Annotated in this window: 14 protein-coding genes; 11 read left to right on the top strand and 3 right to left on the bottom strand. The window is 57.2% G+C overall.

Going from position 1 to position 16,255, the window contains the following annotated elements:
* The 11 genes from JRI89_07025 to JRI89_06975 form a co-directional block, all read left to right on the top strand.
* On the top strand, positions 1-1,122 hold a 1,122-nt coding region (locus JRI89_07025), incomplete at its 5' end, for an ABC transporter substrate-binding protein (protein ID MBW2070993.1).
* A gap of 5 nt (positions 1,123-1,127) precedes the next feature.
* Complete coding sequence (locus JRI89_07020; GenBank protein MBW2070992.1) at positions 1,128-1,982, top strand: branched-chain amino acid ABC transporter permease; 855 nt, start codon at positions 1,128-1,130, stop codon at positions 1,980-1,982.
* Positions 1,982-2,962: a branched-chain amino acid ABC transporter permease gene (locus JRI89_07015; GenBank protein MBW2070991.1), complete on the top strand. Its 981-nt coding sequence runs from the start codon at positions 1,982-1,984 to the stop codon at positions 2,960-2,962. Before JRI89_07020 ends, JRI89_07015 begins: the two co-directional genes overlap by 1 nt.
* Before the next feature lie 71 nt (positions 2,963-3,033).
* Complete coding sequence (locus JRI89_07010; protein ID MBW2070990.1) at positions 3,034-3,699, top strand: ABC transporter ATP-binding protein; 666 nt, start codon at positions 3,034-3,036, stop codon at positions 3,697-3,699.
* An 11-nt stretch (positions 3,700-3,710) separates the two neighbouring features.
* The gene (locus JRI89_07005; GenBank protein ID MBW2070989.1) at positions 3,711-4,472 is read left to right on the top strand and encodes an ABC transporter ATP-binding protein; all 762 of its coding nucleotides are present in this window, start codon (positions 3,711-3,713) and stop codon (positions 4,470-4,472) included.
* A gap of 45 nt (positions 4,473-4,517) precedes the next feature.
* On the top strand, positions 4,518-5,342 hold the full coding sequence (locus JRI89_07000; GenBank protein ID MBW2070988.1) for a TatD family hydrolase: 825 nt from the start codon (positions 4,518-4,520) through the stop codon (positions 5,340-5,342).
* 239 nt (positions 5,343-5,581) lie between these two features.
* Positions 5,582-5,965: a thioesterase family protein gene (locus JRI89_06995; GenBank protein ID MBW2070987.1), complete on the top strand. Its 384-nt coding sequence runs from the start codon at positions 5,582-5,584 to the stop codon at positions 5,963-5,965.
* A gap of 172 nt (positions 5,966-6,137) precedes the next feature.
* Positions 6,138-8,162: an acetate--CoA ligase family protein gene (locus tag JRI89_06990; protein MBW2070986.1), complete on the top strand. Its 2,025-nt coding sequence runs from the start codon at positions 6,138-6,140 to the stop codon at positions 8,160-8,162.
* A 134-nt stretch (positions 8,163-8,296) separates the two neighbouring features.
* Positions 8,297-9,208 carry an amidoligase family protein gene (locus tag JRI89_06985; GenBank protein ID MBW2070985.1) on the top strand — a complete coding sequence of 304 codons (912 nt, stop codon included), beginning with the start codon at positions 8,297-8,299 and terminating at the stop codon, positions 9,206-9,208.
* Between the two features lie 116 nt (positions 9,209-9,324).
* Positions 9,325-10,065: a class II glutamine amidotransferase gene (locus JRI89_06980; GenBank protein MBW2070984.1), complete on the top strand. Its 741-nt coding sequence runs from the start codon at positions 9,325-9,327 to the stop codon at positions 10,063-10,065.
* A gap of 181 nt (positions 10,066-10,246) precedes the next feature.
* The gene (locus JRI89_06975; GenBank protein ID MBW2070983.1) at positions 10,247-10,993 is read left to right on the top strand and encodes a class II glutamine amidotransferase; all 747 of its coding nucleotides are present in this window, start codon (positions 10,247-10,249) and stop codon (positions 10,991-10,993) included.
* Positions 10,994-11,012: 19 nt separating this feature from the next.
* Here JRI89_06975 and alr read toward each other — a convergent pair whose 3' ends face one another.
* The 3 genes from alr to JRI89_06960 form a co-directional block, all read right to left on the bottom strand.
* Positions 11,013-12,122: an alanine racemase gene (gene alr / locus JRI89_06970; GenBank protein ID MBW2070982.1), complete on the bottom strand. Its 1,110-nt coding sequence runs from the start codon at positions 12,120-12,122 to the stop codon at positions 11,013-11,015.
* 60 nt (positions 12,123-12,182) lie between these two features.
* Positions 12,183-13,061 carry a phosphoribosylformylglycinamidine synthase subunit PurQ gene (locus tag JRI89_06965; protein ID MBW2070981.1) on the bottom strand — a complete coding sequence of 293 codons (879 nt, stop codon included), beginning with the start codon at positions 13,059-13,061 and terminating at the stop codon, positions 12,183-12,185.
* 78 nt (positions 13,062-13,139) lie between these two features.
* On the bottom strand, positions 13,140-16,151 hold the full coding sequence (locus tag JRI89_06960; protein ID MBW2070980.1) for a phosphoribosylformylglycinamidine synthase subunit PurS: 3,012 nt from the start codon (positions 16,149-16,151) through the stop codon (positions 13,140-13,142).
* Positions 16,152-16,255: the final 104 nt, after the last annotated feature.

Below are 16,255 nucleotides of genomic sequence, written 5' to 3'. Positions count from 1 at the left end.
CTGAAGATCGGCGAGATTGACCCCCTCACCGGCAGGTTCGCCAAGCAGGGCAGAGAAATTCACCAGGGAATTGCCGTGGCGGTGGCAGAGGTAAATGAAGCCGGGGGGATCAAGGGGCAGTTGATCACCCTGCTCACCAGGGATGACCAGAGCAGACCAGATGTGGCAATTTCCATGGCCGAGGACCTTTGCGCCAACCAGAAGATTGTGGGCCTTACCGGCGGTTACGTGGACGCCCTGGTGGGGCCTATCAGCGAGGTGGCCTCCAAGTATGGCGTGCCTTACGTGGCCAGCGCCAGCCTGCAAAAAGAACTGGTGCAGCGCGGCAACCCTTACTTTTTTCGAGTGGCCACCCTGAGCGGTTTCGTAGCGCCTCTGTGCGATTTTTTCGCCAAGGAGCTCAAGCCCCAACGACTGGCCATCCTGCATGCCTCCACACCTGGGTCCACTGAACTGGCCATGGATCTCGAGCAGTGCCTGAAAAGACGTCATCTGCCGGTGAGCATGGTGGAAAAATTTCGCCCTGGCACACCTGATTTCACTCCTCTCATAGGCAAGCTGATGAACATGAAGGTGGAGATAATCTTTTCAGGGGGCTTTAGCCACGACCACATGCTGATGGTACGGCAGCTGAAAGAAAACGGCTTCACACCCAAGGCATATGTGGGCCCCTTCGGCATTGCCTATGAAAGTTTTATAGAAGAGATGGGTCCTGAGGCGGAATTTCTCTTCACTACCTGTGCCTGGAATCCCGGCATCTACCAGAAGGGAACGGCAGCCCGTTCCGCCGAGTTCAGAAAGCGTTTCCGCCGCATGTTCGGCAGAGAGCCCAATACCACTAATATGCACGGCTACACCTCAACCATGGCCCTGCTTGCTGCTCTGCACAAGGTACTGGCCCGCGGTCTGCCTGCCAGCGGCCCCCATGTCAGGCAAGCCCTTGCCAAGCTCGATATACTGCTGCCCATGGAAAGGCTCGCTTTTGACAGCCGCGGCGATCCCCGCTTCTACCGCCACGTGATAGTCCAGGTTCAGCACGGCAAGCTGGTGGTGGTTTATCCCCCTGCAAAGGCAACCGGTACTGCCATATATCCCATGCCCCCCTGGAACCGGAGAAAGTAGCGTCCATGTGGACAACCGTCCTCATCTCCGGCATCAGCCTTGGAGCTTTCTATACCCTGATCGCCCTGGGATTTGCTCTAATCTTCGGCGTCACCAGGGTGTTCAACATTGCCCATGGTGAATTGCTGGTGCTGGCAGGCTACCTGGCCTACTGGCTGTGGAAGGTGGGCAATATCCCTTTGCTGTTCACTTTCCCTGTAGTCATGGCTGCCCTCCTCCTGCTGTGTCTGGTGCTGGCAAGGTTATTTTCCCTGCTGCGAGATCCCGTGGAACTCAATTCCATTGTTCTGAGCATAGGAGTGGCAATCCTGCTGCAGAATGGTATGCTCTTCGTGTTCTCCGGCGACTATCGCCTCATCCGCACTGCCGCCCTGAGTCACACCCTTCACCTTGCGGGAATACGTCTGAGCTGCAGCCAGCTTACGCTACTGCTGCTTTCCGTTACTGTCATCACGATTCTCTCTCTGCTCATGCGCCACACCTATGTGGGCAAGGCGCTCAGAGCTACCATTCAGGACCAGGAAGCAGCAGCTCTCGCCGGCATCAACGTGCGATCCATGGGCGTACTGGCCTTTGCCGTCGGCGGCATGCTCATAGGTCTGGCCGGGCCGCTCTATGCCAGCATCCACTATCTCTATCCGGCTGCCGGCCAACAGGCCACTCTTATTGCCATTGCCATTACCATCTTCTCTGGGGTGGGGCGCTTGCGGGGAATCATCCTGGGTGGCTGGCTTCTTGGTCTGGGCGAGTCCGCCGCAGTGATCCTCCTGGGCGCCAGCTGGCGCGAGCTGGTGAGCGCTCTGCTGCTGCTCATCTTTCTAATGATACGACCCGCCGGCCTGGCAGGAGAAAAGGAGTAATGCAGGCCTTGCTGTCCACAATCAGAAAAACTTTTTCCAGGGCCGACATGGGAGGCCTCTTTGTTGGCTCGGCGGTGCTTTTCTGCCTGCCCCTGATCTTGCCAGTCAACGATTACGTTCTGCAGGTATTGACCCACGCCCTGCTGCTGGCCATCCTGGCCATGGCCTGGAATGTTCTCGGCCTCTGTGGCGCCATATCCCTGGGACACGCGGCCTTCTTTGGAGTGGGGAGCTATACTTCCGCCCTGCTGAGCATGAACCTGGGCTTTACTGTCTGGCTGAGCATTCCCCTTGCCGGCATAACAGCCGCGGCCGTCGGTCTGCTCATGGGGCTGGTCTGTACCAGACTGCGAGGCGCTTACTTTGCTCTGGCAACTCTCGCCTTTGTGGAGATTCCTAAAGTAATCACCGACAACTGGGACAGCCTGACGCGGGGTTCTCTCGGTCTGGTTGGTCTGCCGAAATTCCCTTCTCTACAATTGCCATTCTGGCAGCTGCAATACGGCAGCGCTGCGGGCTCCTACTACCTTGTGCTGCTCTATGGTTTTTTTATAGGCTCTGTGGTGCTCTGCCTGTTTCGCAGCAACTTCGGCCTGGCTCTGGAGGCTATCCGCGAAGAGGAGATCGCCGCCGCAGCTGTGGGAATCTCGGTGAACAGATTTCGGCTGCTGGCCTTGCTCGGCAGTGCGGCAATCACAGGCATAGGCGGCGGCTGCTATGCTCATCTCATCCGCTATATCGAGCCGGATCTGGTATACAGTCTACGTTTTTCCACGGTGCCCATGATCTTTGCCCTCTGCGGCGGCCGCTTTACTGCCCTGGGCCCGGCACTGGCAGCTCTGCTTATCTACCCCCTGGATCAATTTGTTTTTCATCCACTGCTGCCTGCTGGACACGAGTTTGTCTATGGCCTGGTCCTCATCATAACCATCCTATTCATGCCAGAAGGCTTATGGAGTAAACTGCGAAGGACGACGTGACTCTGCTGCGGCTCCACAAGGTAAGCAAGTGGTTCGGAGATCTCCAGGTTCTCAAGGAACTCGACTTCACCATGGAGGAAGGAGAAATTATCGGCCTGGTGGGGCCAAACGGCGCTGGCAAGACAACTCTTTTCAATATCATCAGCGGCCGCTATCGAGCCGACAGCGGCCAGATTATTTTCAAAAGTACCGACATCAGCCGCTGCCAACCTTATGAAATCTGTCGGCTGGGCATAAGCAGGACCTTTCAGTCTTCGCGGCCTTTTGCTAGGATGACAGTGCTGGACAATGTGGTGTGCGGCCGCGTCTTTGGCAAGGGCTTCCACTTGCGCACCAGAGAGGAGGACCTGGAGGCAGCCCGCGATCTTCTTGCCCTGGTGGGCATCGCCCACAAGGCCGAGCTGCCAGCGGCAGAGCTTACTTTGAGCGAACAGCGGCGGTTGGACCTGGCCCGGGCCCTTGCCACCAGGCCGAAGCTGCTGCTGCTGGACGAAGTTGCCGCCGGCTTCAGCCCCGTGGCAGTCAAAATGGCAGTGGAGCTGGTGCTGCGCGTGCGGCAGCGGGGCGTGAGCCTCATCATTATAGACCACTTTATGAACCTCAGCCTGCGAGTCTCGGACAGGCTGCTTGCCCTGGACCATGGTGAGGTGGTGGCAGTGGGGCCGCCAGCTCGAGTGATGCGCAATCGTGAGGTGATCCGGGCATACCTCGGGCTGCGCCACGAGGATGATTCGTGATGGAGTAATAAGTGCGAAAGGATATGTCAGTGACAACCGCCAAACCGCTTCTCGCGGTGCGCAACCTTACGGTTTATTACGGGGAAAACCAGGCCCTGGTTCGGGTCAGCCTCTCCGTATGCCGGGAGCAGATCACTTCCATAGTGGGTCCCAATGGTTCAGGCAAGACCACTTTTATGAAAGCGGTGGCCGGTCTCATCAGACCAGTGCAGGGCGAAATCACCTTCGAACAGGAGCCGATCCAGAGCCTGGCAGTGCATGAAGTAGTCAGGAAAGGCATCGTCTATGTGCCTGAAGGCATGAGCGTCTTCCCATTTATGACTGTGGGCGAGAATCTCGAAGTAGGCGCCTACACCTGCCGTCAGGAGAAAGAACGCCGGCTTGCCTTTGTCCTGGAACTCTTCCCGGTGCTCGCCGAGAAGCGCAAACAACTGGCTGGAGTCCTCAGCGGCGGCCAGAAGCGCATGCTCACTCTAGCGCGCGGCCTCATGAGCGGGGCGCGACTGCTCATGCTCGACGATCCTTTTCTCGGACTGGCGCCCAGGGATGTGAACAGACTGTGCCACACCCTGAAAGTGATCCGCCGGCACGGCATTACTCTGTTCCTCGCCGGGCAGCACGTGCGAAGAATTCTCAAGGTTGCCACCCGGGCCTATCTCCTGGAAGAAGGCAGAATCACCCTTTCGGGCACTGGTGATCAGCTTCTCGACCATCCTCATTTGCAAGAGAGCCTGTTCGGAGTGGTGTCCGAGTCTGCCGCACTGGTTCGCTAGCTGCCAGAGAGGATGGCTGATAGGGCAAGCCTCTGACACGACGCCATGTTATTGAAACAGCCGCTTCAGCAACAGCTCGGTTCGACCAGCACCGCCATGATCGATGCCCACTGCCACATCTATTCAGAAAAGTACTGTCATGATCGGCATGAGGTCATGCAGCGGGCCTGCCACCGCCTTGCCGGCCTGGTCATCTCTGCAGTGGACGAGCAGAGTCTGCACAAGAGTCTGGAGATAAAGAGAGACTACCCTGGTTTTGTCCACCTCAGTGCAGGCTACCATCCCAGAGTGGCAGCATACCTGGATGACCGCCGGATGCAGAAGCTCTGGCAGGCCATTGCCTCAGTCAGACATGAACTGGTGGCAGTGGGAGAGGCGGGCCCGGATTTCCACCATGTAAGGGATCAGCGCCGCCGACAGCGGCAGTTTCTCCTGCTGGAGCAGGCCCTGGAGCACGCTGAACAATGGAATCTTCCCCTGGTAGTACACGCCCGTCTGGCTGAAGAGCAGACCCTGGAGATGCTCAGCTGCGCCCGCACCCGGGTTCTGTTTCATTCTTTCAATGGCAGCAGCGCTGTGGCGCGCAAAGCTGCCAGCCGCGGCTTCTACCTGTCATTTTCCGCTCTTCTCTTCAGCAATTTGGAGCTGCAGCGAGCCGTGGCCACCCTGGACCCAGAACTCCTCCTGGTGGAAACCGATTCACCAGCCCTGTCTCCCTTCCCTGATCAGCCGAGAAACGAGCCAGTGTTTCTGGAAAAGGTTGTGTCCCTGCTGGCAAAACTGTTACAATGGCCGCCAGAGAAAGTTGCAGAGTCAACTGCGGCCAATACCTGCAGGTTCTATGGGTTGTCCGGGTCCTTCGATTCATAAGTTCAATGATGGACTTATTTACTCGGGACTTGCTGCTAGGTGAGCAAAGGCTTCGAGGTTTATCAACAAAATACCTCGCTGCATATGCGAATCGAAGTGCTGAGCAGCAGGCAAATCAAGCGGACACCTGAGAATCGGTGGACTGACACCACGCCGGTTCCAGACAGTTTTGTGGGTTTTCTGTCGCAGAAACTATGGTGCAAGAGGAGACAGCCATGGCACAATCGTTGGAAGTTGGCATGACACACACCCTGGAACGTCAGACTACCTCAGAGATGTCTGCCCAGAGAGTCTACCCGCATGTACCCAATGTCTATGCCACCCGAGCAATGGTGGGACACATCGAGGAGGTGTGCGCCGATATGGTCCTGGCCCATCTGGAATCAGGACAGCAAACGGTGGGCATCGGCATGAAGTTCAGCCACCTGGCAGCCACACCCCTTGGTATGAAGGTGCGCTTCGAGGCCAAACTCACTGAGATTGACGGCAGAAAGCTCACCTTCGAGGTTGTGGGTTTTGACGAGGTCGAAAAGATCGGCGAGGCAGTGCACCAACGCTTCATCATCCAGACGGATAAATTCAACGCCAAGGTCGCTGAAAAGGCAAACAAGATCACCAGCTGAAAACTATTGTTGCCCTCACTGGTATGACAGCGCCAGCATTCCATCACCGGGCAGTACCCAGAGCTCGAGGAGATGTCTGGCCAGTTGCCGAAGCAGCCCTGCCAGCAGGTGCAAGCCTTTGCCGGCACACTGGAACCGCAACTCTAAGCATCTCAGCAAAAGGAGGTTGACCATGACGGCCACTGATGCATTCGGCCGGCTGCAAGCCACCCTCAGACCTCAAAGCGTGGCGGTAATAGGAGCTTCCACCAGCCCAGATAAACTTGGACACGAGATCCTCAAGAACATTGTGGACAGCGGTTTTACCGGCGCCATCTATCCCGTGAACCCCAAGGCGGACAGAATTCTCGACCTGCCCTGCTGGGCTGGCATCAAGGAGATCCCGGAGCCTCCCGATCTGGCGGTGATCATTATCCCTGCCAGATTTGTGCCGCAGACCTTGCAGGAGTGCGGCGAGGCAGGGGTCAAGGGCGCCATAATCATCACTGGCGGCTTCAGCGAGGCCGGCGCCGAAGGTGAAAGGCTGCAGGAGGAACTGGTCGCCATATGTGGGCAGACCGGCATCAGGCTTATTGGCCCCAACTGCCAGGGGGTGAACAATCCCCACCATCCCCTGTGCGCCTCATGGCCATTGCTCACTTACAGGGGAAAGGTTGCCGTCATCTCTCAAAGCGGCACGGTTGGCGCAGCCATGATGGACTGGTTCTCGGAGGAAAAGCTCGGCGTTTCCTGCTTCGTCAGCATGGGCAATCGGGCTGATGTAGACGAGGCCGACCTGATCTCTTATTTCAACCAGGATCCACACACCGAGGTCATAGCTGCCTATATCGAGGGCGTCAAACGGCCAGCACAATTCAACAGCGCCTTGGAACAGTTGCGCAAGCCACTGGTGGTACTCAAGTCGGGCAGAACTCCTAGGGGAAAAGTGGCGGCAGAATCTCACACCAAGGCTCTTGCCGGAGCCGACGCCATTTACGACGCCCTGTTCAAACGATACAATGTCTGCCGGGCCCACACCATCGAGGAATTTTATGATTTTGCCAAGGGTTTCGCCTACTTGACTCCACCAAAAGGCAATCGAATTCTTTTCGTCACCACCTCCGGAGGGGCGGCAATACTCGCTATGGACCAGGCAGAGCAGGAAGGCCTGGACGCTGCAGAGCTGCCCCGGGAACTGGCTGAAAAAATCACCCCTCTTGTGCCGCCGCATGCCATCAAGACCAACCCCATTGATCTCACTGGCGACGCTACTGCCGCCATGTTCGCTGAGGTGATCCAGGCGACTCGCCACAGCTATGATACGGTGGGGGTAATCTTCGGAGACCCGGTGGTGGGCGCCAGCGAGGTGGTCTCAGCCGGCGCCAATGAGCTGGTCATCTTCCTGGGCGGCGCTGAGGTGGAGCGCGCCGAGCGTGAAAAGATGCACCTTGCCGGCATTCCGGTTTTTCCAACTCCGGAGCGGGGAGTGAAGGCCCTGGCCAGGGTGCTGGCAGCCAACAAGCTTGCAGCGCCCTCTTCGCCCACCCTTACTTCGCCGGTAAGCGGCCGCCAGCTGCCGCCCCACCTGGCCATGTCTCGGATTGCCGAGGCCGGCTTGACCGTCACGCCTTTCCGCCTGGCGGACAGCCCTGCAGCAGCAGTAGAAAGCGCCCGGCAGCAGGGCTTTCCTGTGGCACTCAAGATCTGCTCTGCGGACATTGTTCACAAGAGCGACGTGGGAGGCGTGCACCTGAATGTCAATTCGGCAGAGGCAGTGGAAAAGGGTTTCAGCGAGATCATGGCTGCCGCTGCCGCCGCCCATCCCCATGCTCGATTGGAGGGGGTCATGGTGAGCAAAATGGCCCCGGCGGGCGTGGAAGTCATCATTGGCATGAGGCGCGACCCCCAGTTCGGCCCGGTCATACTCTTCGGCCTCGGAGGCATCCTGGTGGAGATCTTTCGGGACGTCAGCTTGAGGCTGCTGCCCCTGAGCCGTCAGGAGGCGCTCAATATGATCAAGGAACTGCAAGGATCTCGAGTGCTGTTCGGCTACCGTGGCCAGCCGCCTGTAGACAGCAACGCTCTGGCAGACTGCCTGCTCACTGTGGCGGCCATTGCTGAAAAAAATCCGCATATACTCGAAATAGATCTCAACCCTGTCCTGGCCTACCAGGAGGGTTATATGGTAGTAGATGCAAGAATAATCGAGAGCCATTAAGGTCGACTTCTCATGGTGGTTGCTGCCCAGCAAGAAAGACGCGCGGATCTCCATTGCGGCCTACTTCGGAAGCAGTTCGCTGCCTGAAATTCTGCCGGCGCTGAATTCGTCCAGTTCAAGCAAGGAACATACGGATGGCCTGTTCTCAACAGCTCGACCTGCACCTCAAAGAAAAGTACCCCATGCTGCAGTTTTTCACCGAGCGTCCTTTTGGGGTGGAGATTGAAACCTATGGTCTGAATTATGTGGTCACTCCTCTTGACGGCGGCATGATCAAACCGTACAACATATGGTCTCGCGCCAAAGATGGCCGCCGTCTGCACCAGCTATGCAAGGATCTAACGATCTGCCTGGGCAGCGATCGACAGTCATGGCATTTCGAAGAGGACTCTTCCATTGTGGGTCGAGGAGGCGCTGAACTTGTCAGCCCGGTGTTGAGAGGTCTCGACGGACTCATCCAGGTTTATCACTCCCTGCAATTTCTCGCTGCCATTGACAGGGTAAAAGTGAACGACAGCTGCGGCTTTCATGTGCATCACGGGGTCGACAAAGACAGCTATGGCTGCGACCAGATAAGAAAACTGGTGAGTCTCGTCTACCCTCTCGAGGAGCAACTTTACACTCTCATTCCTGGAGAGCGCCAGAACTCTGCCACCTGCCGCCCTATGGAAATCGACATTGATAGATTCCTTGCATCCTGTGACAATTCATGCCAGAATGGCAACTGCCGGATCAAGCAGCTGTGGTACTCCCCCGAAAACCGTTATGAACCGGAGGCGCCCCACCGCTACGACAAGACTCGTTATCACGGTCTGAACCTCCATTCTTACTGGTACCGGTCAACAATTGAATTTCGCTACCACTCCGCAGTGCTCGCTGACATCGACGAAGCCATGCAGTGGATCATTTTTACCCAGTTCCTTGTTGAGTTGAGCAGCGGCTTCACCCCTGAAATTCCTTACTATGCTGGCGCCAACAAATGGCTGCGCACCATCTACCGGCTCTACCGGAGGCACGGCCTGACAGATCTCATCGCTGGCAGCTGAATCTGCAGATCATTTTCCTCCTCCTGCCTGCAGCTGACAACTCGAGGCCAAGCGTCCGGACCAGAGGCCTCGAACAAGCATCATGGCTCTGGCAGCCCAGTTCATTTGTGAGAAAAATGTGTGACATTCTAGCCATATCAGCAGGCCACAACTACACTCCCGGCCAGTACCTGCCGATTTTTGCCGCCAAAGGCAGAAAAAATCTTTATGGCTGGGGAATTGGCTTTTACCGGGACGACAGGGCCCTGGTGGAAAAATCTGCTGATCAGGCCTTCGACGGAGAACAGGTGCACGAAAGCTTTCAGAGATTGGCGCGCATAATCGACAGCCGCATTATTGTCTCCCATTTGCGCTGCCACAGGGGTGGCGGCCGCCATGTGGCCCTGAATCATCCCTTCTGCCTCCCCTTTCTCAATCACAGCTGGCTGTTCGTCCATGTGGGTATAGTGGAACACATAGAGCAATACTGCACAGAGAGAGAGCCGCGGCTGGATACTGAAGTGTACCCTGCCAGGGTGTTCGAATTCCTGCGAGACAAAATGATGAGCCATCTAGAAATGAACCCTTATCTGTCCCTCTATGATGTTGTGCAAAGGAGCATTGCCAAGCTGGTGGCTGCTTATCCTGGTTATTATAACTTTTTCCTTGCCAATGAATCGGTGCTGTTCGCCTATTGCAATCACGGGCAGCTCCTGTTGCTCAAGGAATCCGAAACCCCGGGTGAGGTTCTGCTGCTCACTTCGCTCGACAAGGGCTTGAGCGAAAAAGAGTGGCTGCCTATCCGAGCCCCGGAGAGCTCCATCGGTCGACTTCTGGTAATAGCCGGTCCCGAGGTGCTCTATATGGGAGATCTCTAACAAAGGTGGGGGCTGTCTATCCTGGTAGCGGCGGTGAGCAGGCGGCATCCCGCAAGACTATGGGCCAGAGTGAAGCTGCTCCAGGTAAGGAGTGGGCGCAGGCCAATAATTGCCCCATTCTGGGTCGCCTTGCCTCCGCTTGTGGCCGAGGCTGACAATCCGTCAGGAACGCTTTTTGCCCATGTGTGATCTTTTTACCCTATCTGCTGGCAAGAATTTTTCGGCACCCAAATCATTGCCCCTCTTCGCGGTGCGGGCAAGCAACAATGTGGACGGCTGGGGCATCGGCTATTACAAGAATCACCGCGCTTTTGTGGAAAAATCTGCCGACAGAGCCTATCTGCCCGGCCAGTTGCACGACAGCTTCCAGAGAATTGCCCGGGTGGTATCCAGCAGGATCATCATCTGCCACCTGCGCATGCGCAGCAGCGGTCCCATAGACGAATGCCATGCCCATCCCTTTGTCCTCAACTTCGCCCACTGCGACTGGATATTCGCCCACAACGGCAGGGCTGTCAGCATAGAATCTTACCGGAGCTCCGGCAGCATCATAGAGGAGGCGGTCAGCGACTCTGCCAGGGCATTCGAGTACCTGCGGGACCATTTGCTGGCAGCGGCTTCAACCGCTGCTGGCATCTCACCCCTGTTTGAACGGCTGTACGAGGCAACCGGCGCTATGATCCATGAATATCCAGGCAAATATAATTACCTGCTCACCAATGGCTGGTGCCTTTTTGCCTTCACCAACCACCGGCAATTCATGGTGCTCCGGGAGAGCGCCCATCTGGAAGACGGCCTGCTGCTCACCACCGTGGGGAAGGGGTTGAGCAACGAACAGTGGTTGAGGATTGCCTCACCCGGCAATGCCCGCGGCCTGCTGCTGGCAATAGCAGGAACAGATATCATTCTCAGAGAGCCCCTGCGGTGATCTCGCTGCAAGGGAAGCCTCAGGAATTGGTCACATAGACGCGAGGGACGCGCCTGGACACGGCGCAGGTCAGCTCGTAAGCGATGGTGCCGATCTTGCGGGCTACGTCGAGCACCTGGATTGTTCCCTGGGCCGACTCCCCCCAGATCACCACCTCATCTCCGGGCCTTATTGGATCGTCTCCCACGTCCACCATGATCTGGTCCATGGTGACTGTCCCCACTATGGGATAGCGTTTTCCCTGGATGAGCACTTCGCCGGTGTTGGTAAGGCGCCGATCAAGGCCGTCAGCATAGCCAATTGGCAGAACTGCTATTTTTGTCGCTTTCTTGGTAATCCAGCGTCTGCCATAGCTGATGGGATGATCAGAGGGCATCTGGCGCAGATGGGCAACATATGTTTTCAGAGTCATTACCTGTCGGGGTACGATCGATTGTGAAGTTTCGGCCGAGGGATAGTAGCCGTACATGAGAATGCCCGGCCGCACAGCGTCAAAGTAACTCTCCGGCAAATCAAGAATGGCGCCACTGTTGGCCATGTGTACCATGAGCGGCCTGGCTGCCAGTTCTCGCAATCGGGAAACAATCGACTGAAAACGCTGGAGTTGGAGCTTGGCGTAGGATTTGTCCGCCTCGTCCGCGGTAGAGAAATGACTGTAGAGTCCCTCCCAGATGCACTTTGGCGAGCCAAGGAGACGGTCGAAAATGTCAGGCTGCTGCTCCAGCAACAGCCCGACCCTTCCCATTCCTGTCTCAACTTTCACATGAACATGGGCGGGCTGCTCCAGGCCCGCCTTTTCGATCCATTGAATATCTTCGAGGCCGAATACTGAAATACGCAGGCCAGCCTTCACTGCCTCGCCAATCTCCGGGGGAAACAGGCGGCCAAAGATCAGCACCGGCTGCTGAAAGCCGCTCTGGCGCAGCTCCAGTGCCTCCTGAAACTGGGCCACCGCAAACATGTTGAAGCCCTCCTGCACCAGCCGCCTGGCCACCGGGATCATGCCGTGGCCGTAAGCGTCGGCCTTCAACACCGGAATCACTGCTGCCGGCTGGACTTTCCGTCTGATTGCCGCAATGTTGTAGGCGAGATTGTCCAGGTTGATTTCAGCTCTCGTCCTGCGCTCCATTATTTCCTTTCCCCTGTTCAGCAAAGTGGCGGCAGCCTGCAACAATAGCAACAGAGCCTGTCAGGCAGCCTCTGTGAAATAGGCAACAGCATTGCGGAAAATCTCCACACCCAAACCCACCTCGGGGTAAGGCAGCCGGCGTCGGCGATAGTGCTCTTTCTGTCGGCTCCAGTCAGGATGGTTCGTCCAATTGTTGAAGGCCTCTGGATGAGGCATCAGGCCAAACACCCTGCCCGTTGGATCACAGATGCCGGCAATATCTTCAAGAGAGCCGTTGGGGTTTGCCGGGTAGCGGCCGGCAGCCGGGGAGCCGTCTGCCTGGGCATATCTGAGCACCACCTGGTTGTGGTCGATCAATTGCTGAATCACCTGCTCTGCCGCAAAAAACTTGCCTTCCCCATGGCGAACAGGGAGCTCCAGCCTGTCGAGGCCGCGGGTAAACACACAGGGAGACTCTTTGTTTACCGCAAGATTCACCCATTGATCTCTGAAATTGCCGCAATCGTTGCCTATGAGGGCGACTCTCCTGGTCCGGTAGTCGCCGGCAAAGCCTGGCAGCAAGCCCAGATTTACCAGGGCCTGAAAGCCGTTGCAGATGCCAATTATCAGTTTGCCGGCCTCAATGAACTGCAAGATCTCCTGACCCATATTGTAGAGCAGCCTGGTGGCCAGAATCACGCCGGCACCGTGATCATCCCCCCAGGAAAACCCCCCGGTAAAGGCGAGAATGTGGTAGTCCTGCAAAGAAGCTTTCTCACCTATCTGGTCGCCGAGAATCAGGCTGTTGATGTGCACCCGATGGGCCTCCGCCCCGGCGAGCTGCAGGGCATAAGCGGTCTCCCAATCGCAGTTCAGACCATAGCCGGTGAGCACCAGTGCCCGCGGCGAACCGCCTGTCCGCCGCGAGGGAGTAGTCGTTTCACCATTTACAATTGGCATGAGATAGACCTCTGTCCCTGCCTGGGCAGTTGAGCAACTGCCGTGCCGAGCTGGCAAACCTCCACAACCAGCTGCCTGTCAGACCAGATGACCAAAAGGCTTCTTCCAGGCTCTGCGCAGGTCCCTCAGGGGGAGGTGGCAAAGGAGTTCCCCCTGCAGACCGCGTATCTTGAGACTTTTTCTCTGCTGCACCTGACCCACACAGGCAAAGGGAAGCCCCTGGAAGCGCGCCTCGAATTCAGCCCGGTCTGCCGGCGCCACAGAGACCACAAAACGACCGGCCGACTCCGAATAGAGCACGGTGTCACTGCGGCTGACCCCTGCCAGAGGCACCCGGGCCAGATCCACGTCGAGGCCCAGATTTCCCCCCACTGCCACCAGCGCCAGGTGCACGCCGAGTCCGCCTCGATAGATGCCATGAACCGAAGCCAGCAATTGAGCCTGGATTGCCTCCTCCAGAGCCCGGTAGAGAGGCAAGACTTCCTTGCCATCCACTTTGGGCACGTTGAGGCCGGTATAGCCCAACAGTTGATAATACTCTGAGCCCCCCAGTTCGTTGCGCGTCAAACCCAGAACATAGAGCAGATCTCCAGCTGCCTTGAGGTCCATGGTCACACAACGGCGCACATCAGCCACAATGCTGGTGCCGGTAAACTGCAGCGTCTCCAGAGCTGATACCTTGTGGCGTTCGCCAAATTCCCCCTGCAGATTGCCGTCCACATACATGCTGTCCTTGCCGGACAGCAGCGGCATGCCAAATTCCAGGCAGTAGTCTCTCAAGGCCCAGTTGGCCCGCACCAGCTGGGCAGCCTTGTGTTTGCCGTCCGGATTCTGCTCAGGATGATACTGGATACTGGGCCAGCAGAAGTTGTCCACCCCTGCCAGGTGATCCAGGGTGCCTCCTACGGCCAACAGGCGCCGCACAGTTTCATCAATGGTGCACGCTGTCATGTGATAGGCGTCTATGCGTGAATAGTTGGGATTGAGGGCCTGGGTCACAATGAGGCCCCGCCAGGATTCGAGCCGTGGTCGAATGACCACGCTGTCGCTGGGAATGTCGCGCTCCACTCCTACCAGGGGCTTGATCACGCTTGTTCCCTGGACCTCGTGATCATACTGCCGGGCAATCCATTCTTTCGAACAGATATTCGGCCGAGCCAGCATGGCCTTTAGCAGCCTGCCATGATCTCCAGGCTCAGCAAGGACCGGCTCTCGCAGGCCCCTGTATGCCGGCGGCAGCCACTCTGCCTCGAACTGCCATTGAGGGAAGGCGGCTTCCAGAAAATCAAGGTGCACATAACCGCAGGTCTGGCCCTGGTAGGTAAGGTGCAGGATGCCATTGTCTGTATACTGGCCGATAACCGTGCTCTCCACCGCATGCTTCCTGGAAAGCTGCATGAATCTGGAGAGATGCTCTGGTTTGACAGCCACAGTCATGCGCTCCTGACTTTCAGAGACCCATATTTCCCACAGGTCCAGGCCCTCGTACTTAAGGGGCACCTTGTCCAGCTCCACCCGAGCTCCGCGGGAAAAGCGGGCAGACTCGCCAATGGAAGAAGAGAGCCCGCCGCCGCCGTTGTCCGTGATGAAGCTGATCAGTCCCTCATCACGGGCCTCGAGAAGAAAATCATGCATTTTCTTCTGGGTATAGGGGTCGCCGATCTGTACGTGGCCCGCAGGAGTGTGTTCACTGTAAATCTCACTGGAGGCGGTAACACCGTGAATGCCGTCCTTGCCAACCCGGCCGCCGCACATGATGATCAGGTCGCCTTTGCTGGTGGTCTTCTGGTGAGCCTCTGTGCCGGCTACTCGAGCCGGCATCAAACCCAGGGCTGTTACGAACACCAGACACTTGCCCATGTAGCCGTCATCAAAAAAGACCTGGCCAAAAGGAGTTGGGATGCCGCTCTTGTTGCCGCCATCGCGGACACCCTCTATAACTCCATCCAGAAGCCGGCGGGGATGGAGGTGTGGCTTCAGCGGACCGCGGTAGCTGCGATGGCCCACGCAGTATCCGTAGGTGCCTGCTATGAGTCGCGATCCTTTGCCAGTGCCCAGAGGATCCCGGTAGACGCCAACGATGCCGGTGAGAGCGCCTCCGTAAGCCTCCATGTTGGAAGGGCTGTTGTGGGTCTCGCCAGTGATGACGTAATAGGTCTCCTCATCAAAGCGGGCCACTCCGGCATTGTCCCACAACACCGAGACCACCCAGTCTCTTTCCTCTTGCAAGGCAAGAGTTGGCGCTTCTATGCAGGTCTTAAACAGGTTGTCCACGATCTGCACAGCGCCGGTGCTGAGGTCCCGGTAGAGGAACTTTCCCCGGAAGGTGTTGTGGTTGCAGTGATCACTGCGAGCCTGGGAGATGTATTCCAGTTCCACGTCAGTGGGATCGCCCAGCCCCACACTTTTCCTGGCCGCCAGTACTTCCGAGCTGAGAAAATAGGCGCGAATGACGGGAATATCCATCGGCTGCAGGGCCAGGTTGCGCTCTCGGCTCAAACGCTCCAGTTCTTCATCGCTGCGGATGCTGAAGGTGCTCACTGCGGGTTCGTGAGTCGAGCGTACTTTTGGGATGATAATGCCGATGCCCTGCTCTGGATGCCATTCTGCAATCGAATAGAGGCGCCACTGCTGAATCAGCTCATTGGCGAGCAGCTCCCGGGCAATCCTTGCCGCTGCCTTTTTCCCTCGAGCCGTGCCCGCCAGCCTCTGGCATTCTATGAGATAGAGCTTGGAAGTATAGACTGCCTCCCAGCTTCGGAAGCGGATCTTGAGGAGGTCTTCCATGGCCTCCACTGCTGTACTGCCGGCTGTGTCGCGAACACCTGGCCGGTAGCCCACCCAGACGGCCCAGTCAAAATGAGCAGCCAGCGGCTGAAAAGAGGATATCTGCGTCACAGGATTGGTAAATACCTGTTGTCGGGCGGCCTCCAATTGATCCCGGGACAGCTCTGCATCTATGGTGAGAATTTGAATAGTTCTCACCCGGTCCAGGTGCAGGTTGAAGTAGTCCCGCGCCTTGCGTTTTATAGCCTCACCCTCGGCGTCGAAGAGTTCGGGTCGCAGCGCTATTTCGAGTCTTGCAGCCATCCAGGTGTCCTTCACAGGCAGTAGAATTCTATGGCCGGCGGCCATGGCCGTCCAAAAGAAGTTCGGGCAAAAAGTAGCAGATTAGAGGAAACAGAGTCAACCAG

This window comes from Deltaproteobacteria bacterium (assembly GCA_019309045.1).
Taxonomy (GTDB): Bacteria; Desulfobacterota; Syntrophobacteria; order BM002; family BM002; genus JAFDGZ01.
Note: the sequence above shows the minus strand (reverse complement) of the source record. Positions and strands in the feature narration are given on the sequence as shown.

Bases quoted from the DNA above. Each gene is read 5' to 3' on its own strand.
- JRI89_07020 (MBW2070992.1), top strand. From the start codon at position 1,128: ATGTGGACAACCGTCCTCATCTCCGGCATCAGCCTTGGAGCTTTCTAT.
- JRI89_07015 (MBW2070991.1), top strand. From the start codon at position 1,982: ATGCAGGCCTTGCTGTCCACAATCAGAAAAACTTTTTCCAGGGCCGAC.
- JRI89_07010 (MBW2070990.1), top strand. From the start codon at position 3,034: ATGGAGGAAGGAGAAATTATCGGCCTGGTGGGGCCAAACGGCGCTGGC.
- JRI89_07000 (MBW2070988.1), top strand. From the start codon at position 4,518: ATGTTATTGAAACAGCCGCTTCAGCAACAGCTCGGTTCGACCAGCACC.
- JRI89_06995 (MBW2070987.1), top strand. From the start codon at position 5,582: ATGACACACACCCTGGAACGTCAGACTACCTCAGAGATGTCTGCCCAG.
- JRI89_06990 (MBW2070986.1), top strand. From the start codon at position 6,138: ATGACGGCCACTGATGCATTCGGCCGGCTGCAAGCCACCCTCAGACCT.
- JRI89_06985 (MBW2070985.1), top strand. From the start codon at position 8,297: ATGGCCTGTTCTCAACAGCTCGACCTGCACCTCAAAGAAAAGTACCCC.
- JRI89_06980 (MBW2070984.1), top strand. From the start codon at position 9,325: ATGTGTGACATTCTAGCCATATCAGCAGGCCACAACTACACTCCCGGC.
- JRI89_06975 (MBW2070983.1), top strand. From the start codon at position 10,247: ATGTGTGATCTTTTTACCCTATCTGCTGGCAAGAATTTTTCGGCACCC.
- alr (MBW2070982.1), bottom strand. From the start codon at position 12,122: ATGGAGCGCAGGACGAGAGCTGAAATCAACCTGGACAATCTCGCCTAC.
- JRI89_06965 (MBW2070981.1), bottom strand. From the start codon at position 13,061: ATGCCAATTGTAAATGGTGAAACGACTACTCCCTCGCGGCGGACAGGC.
- JRI89_06960 (MBW2070980.1), bottom strand. From the start codon at position 16,151: ATGGCTGCAAGACTCGAAATAGCGCTGCGACCCGAACTCTTCGACGCC.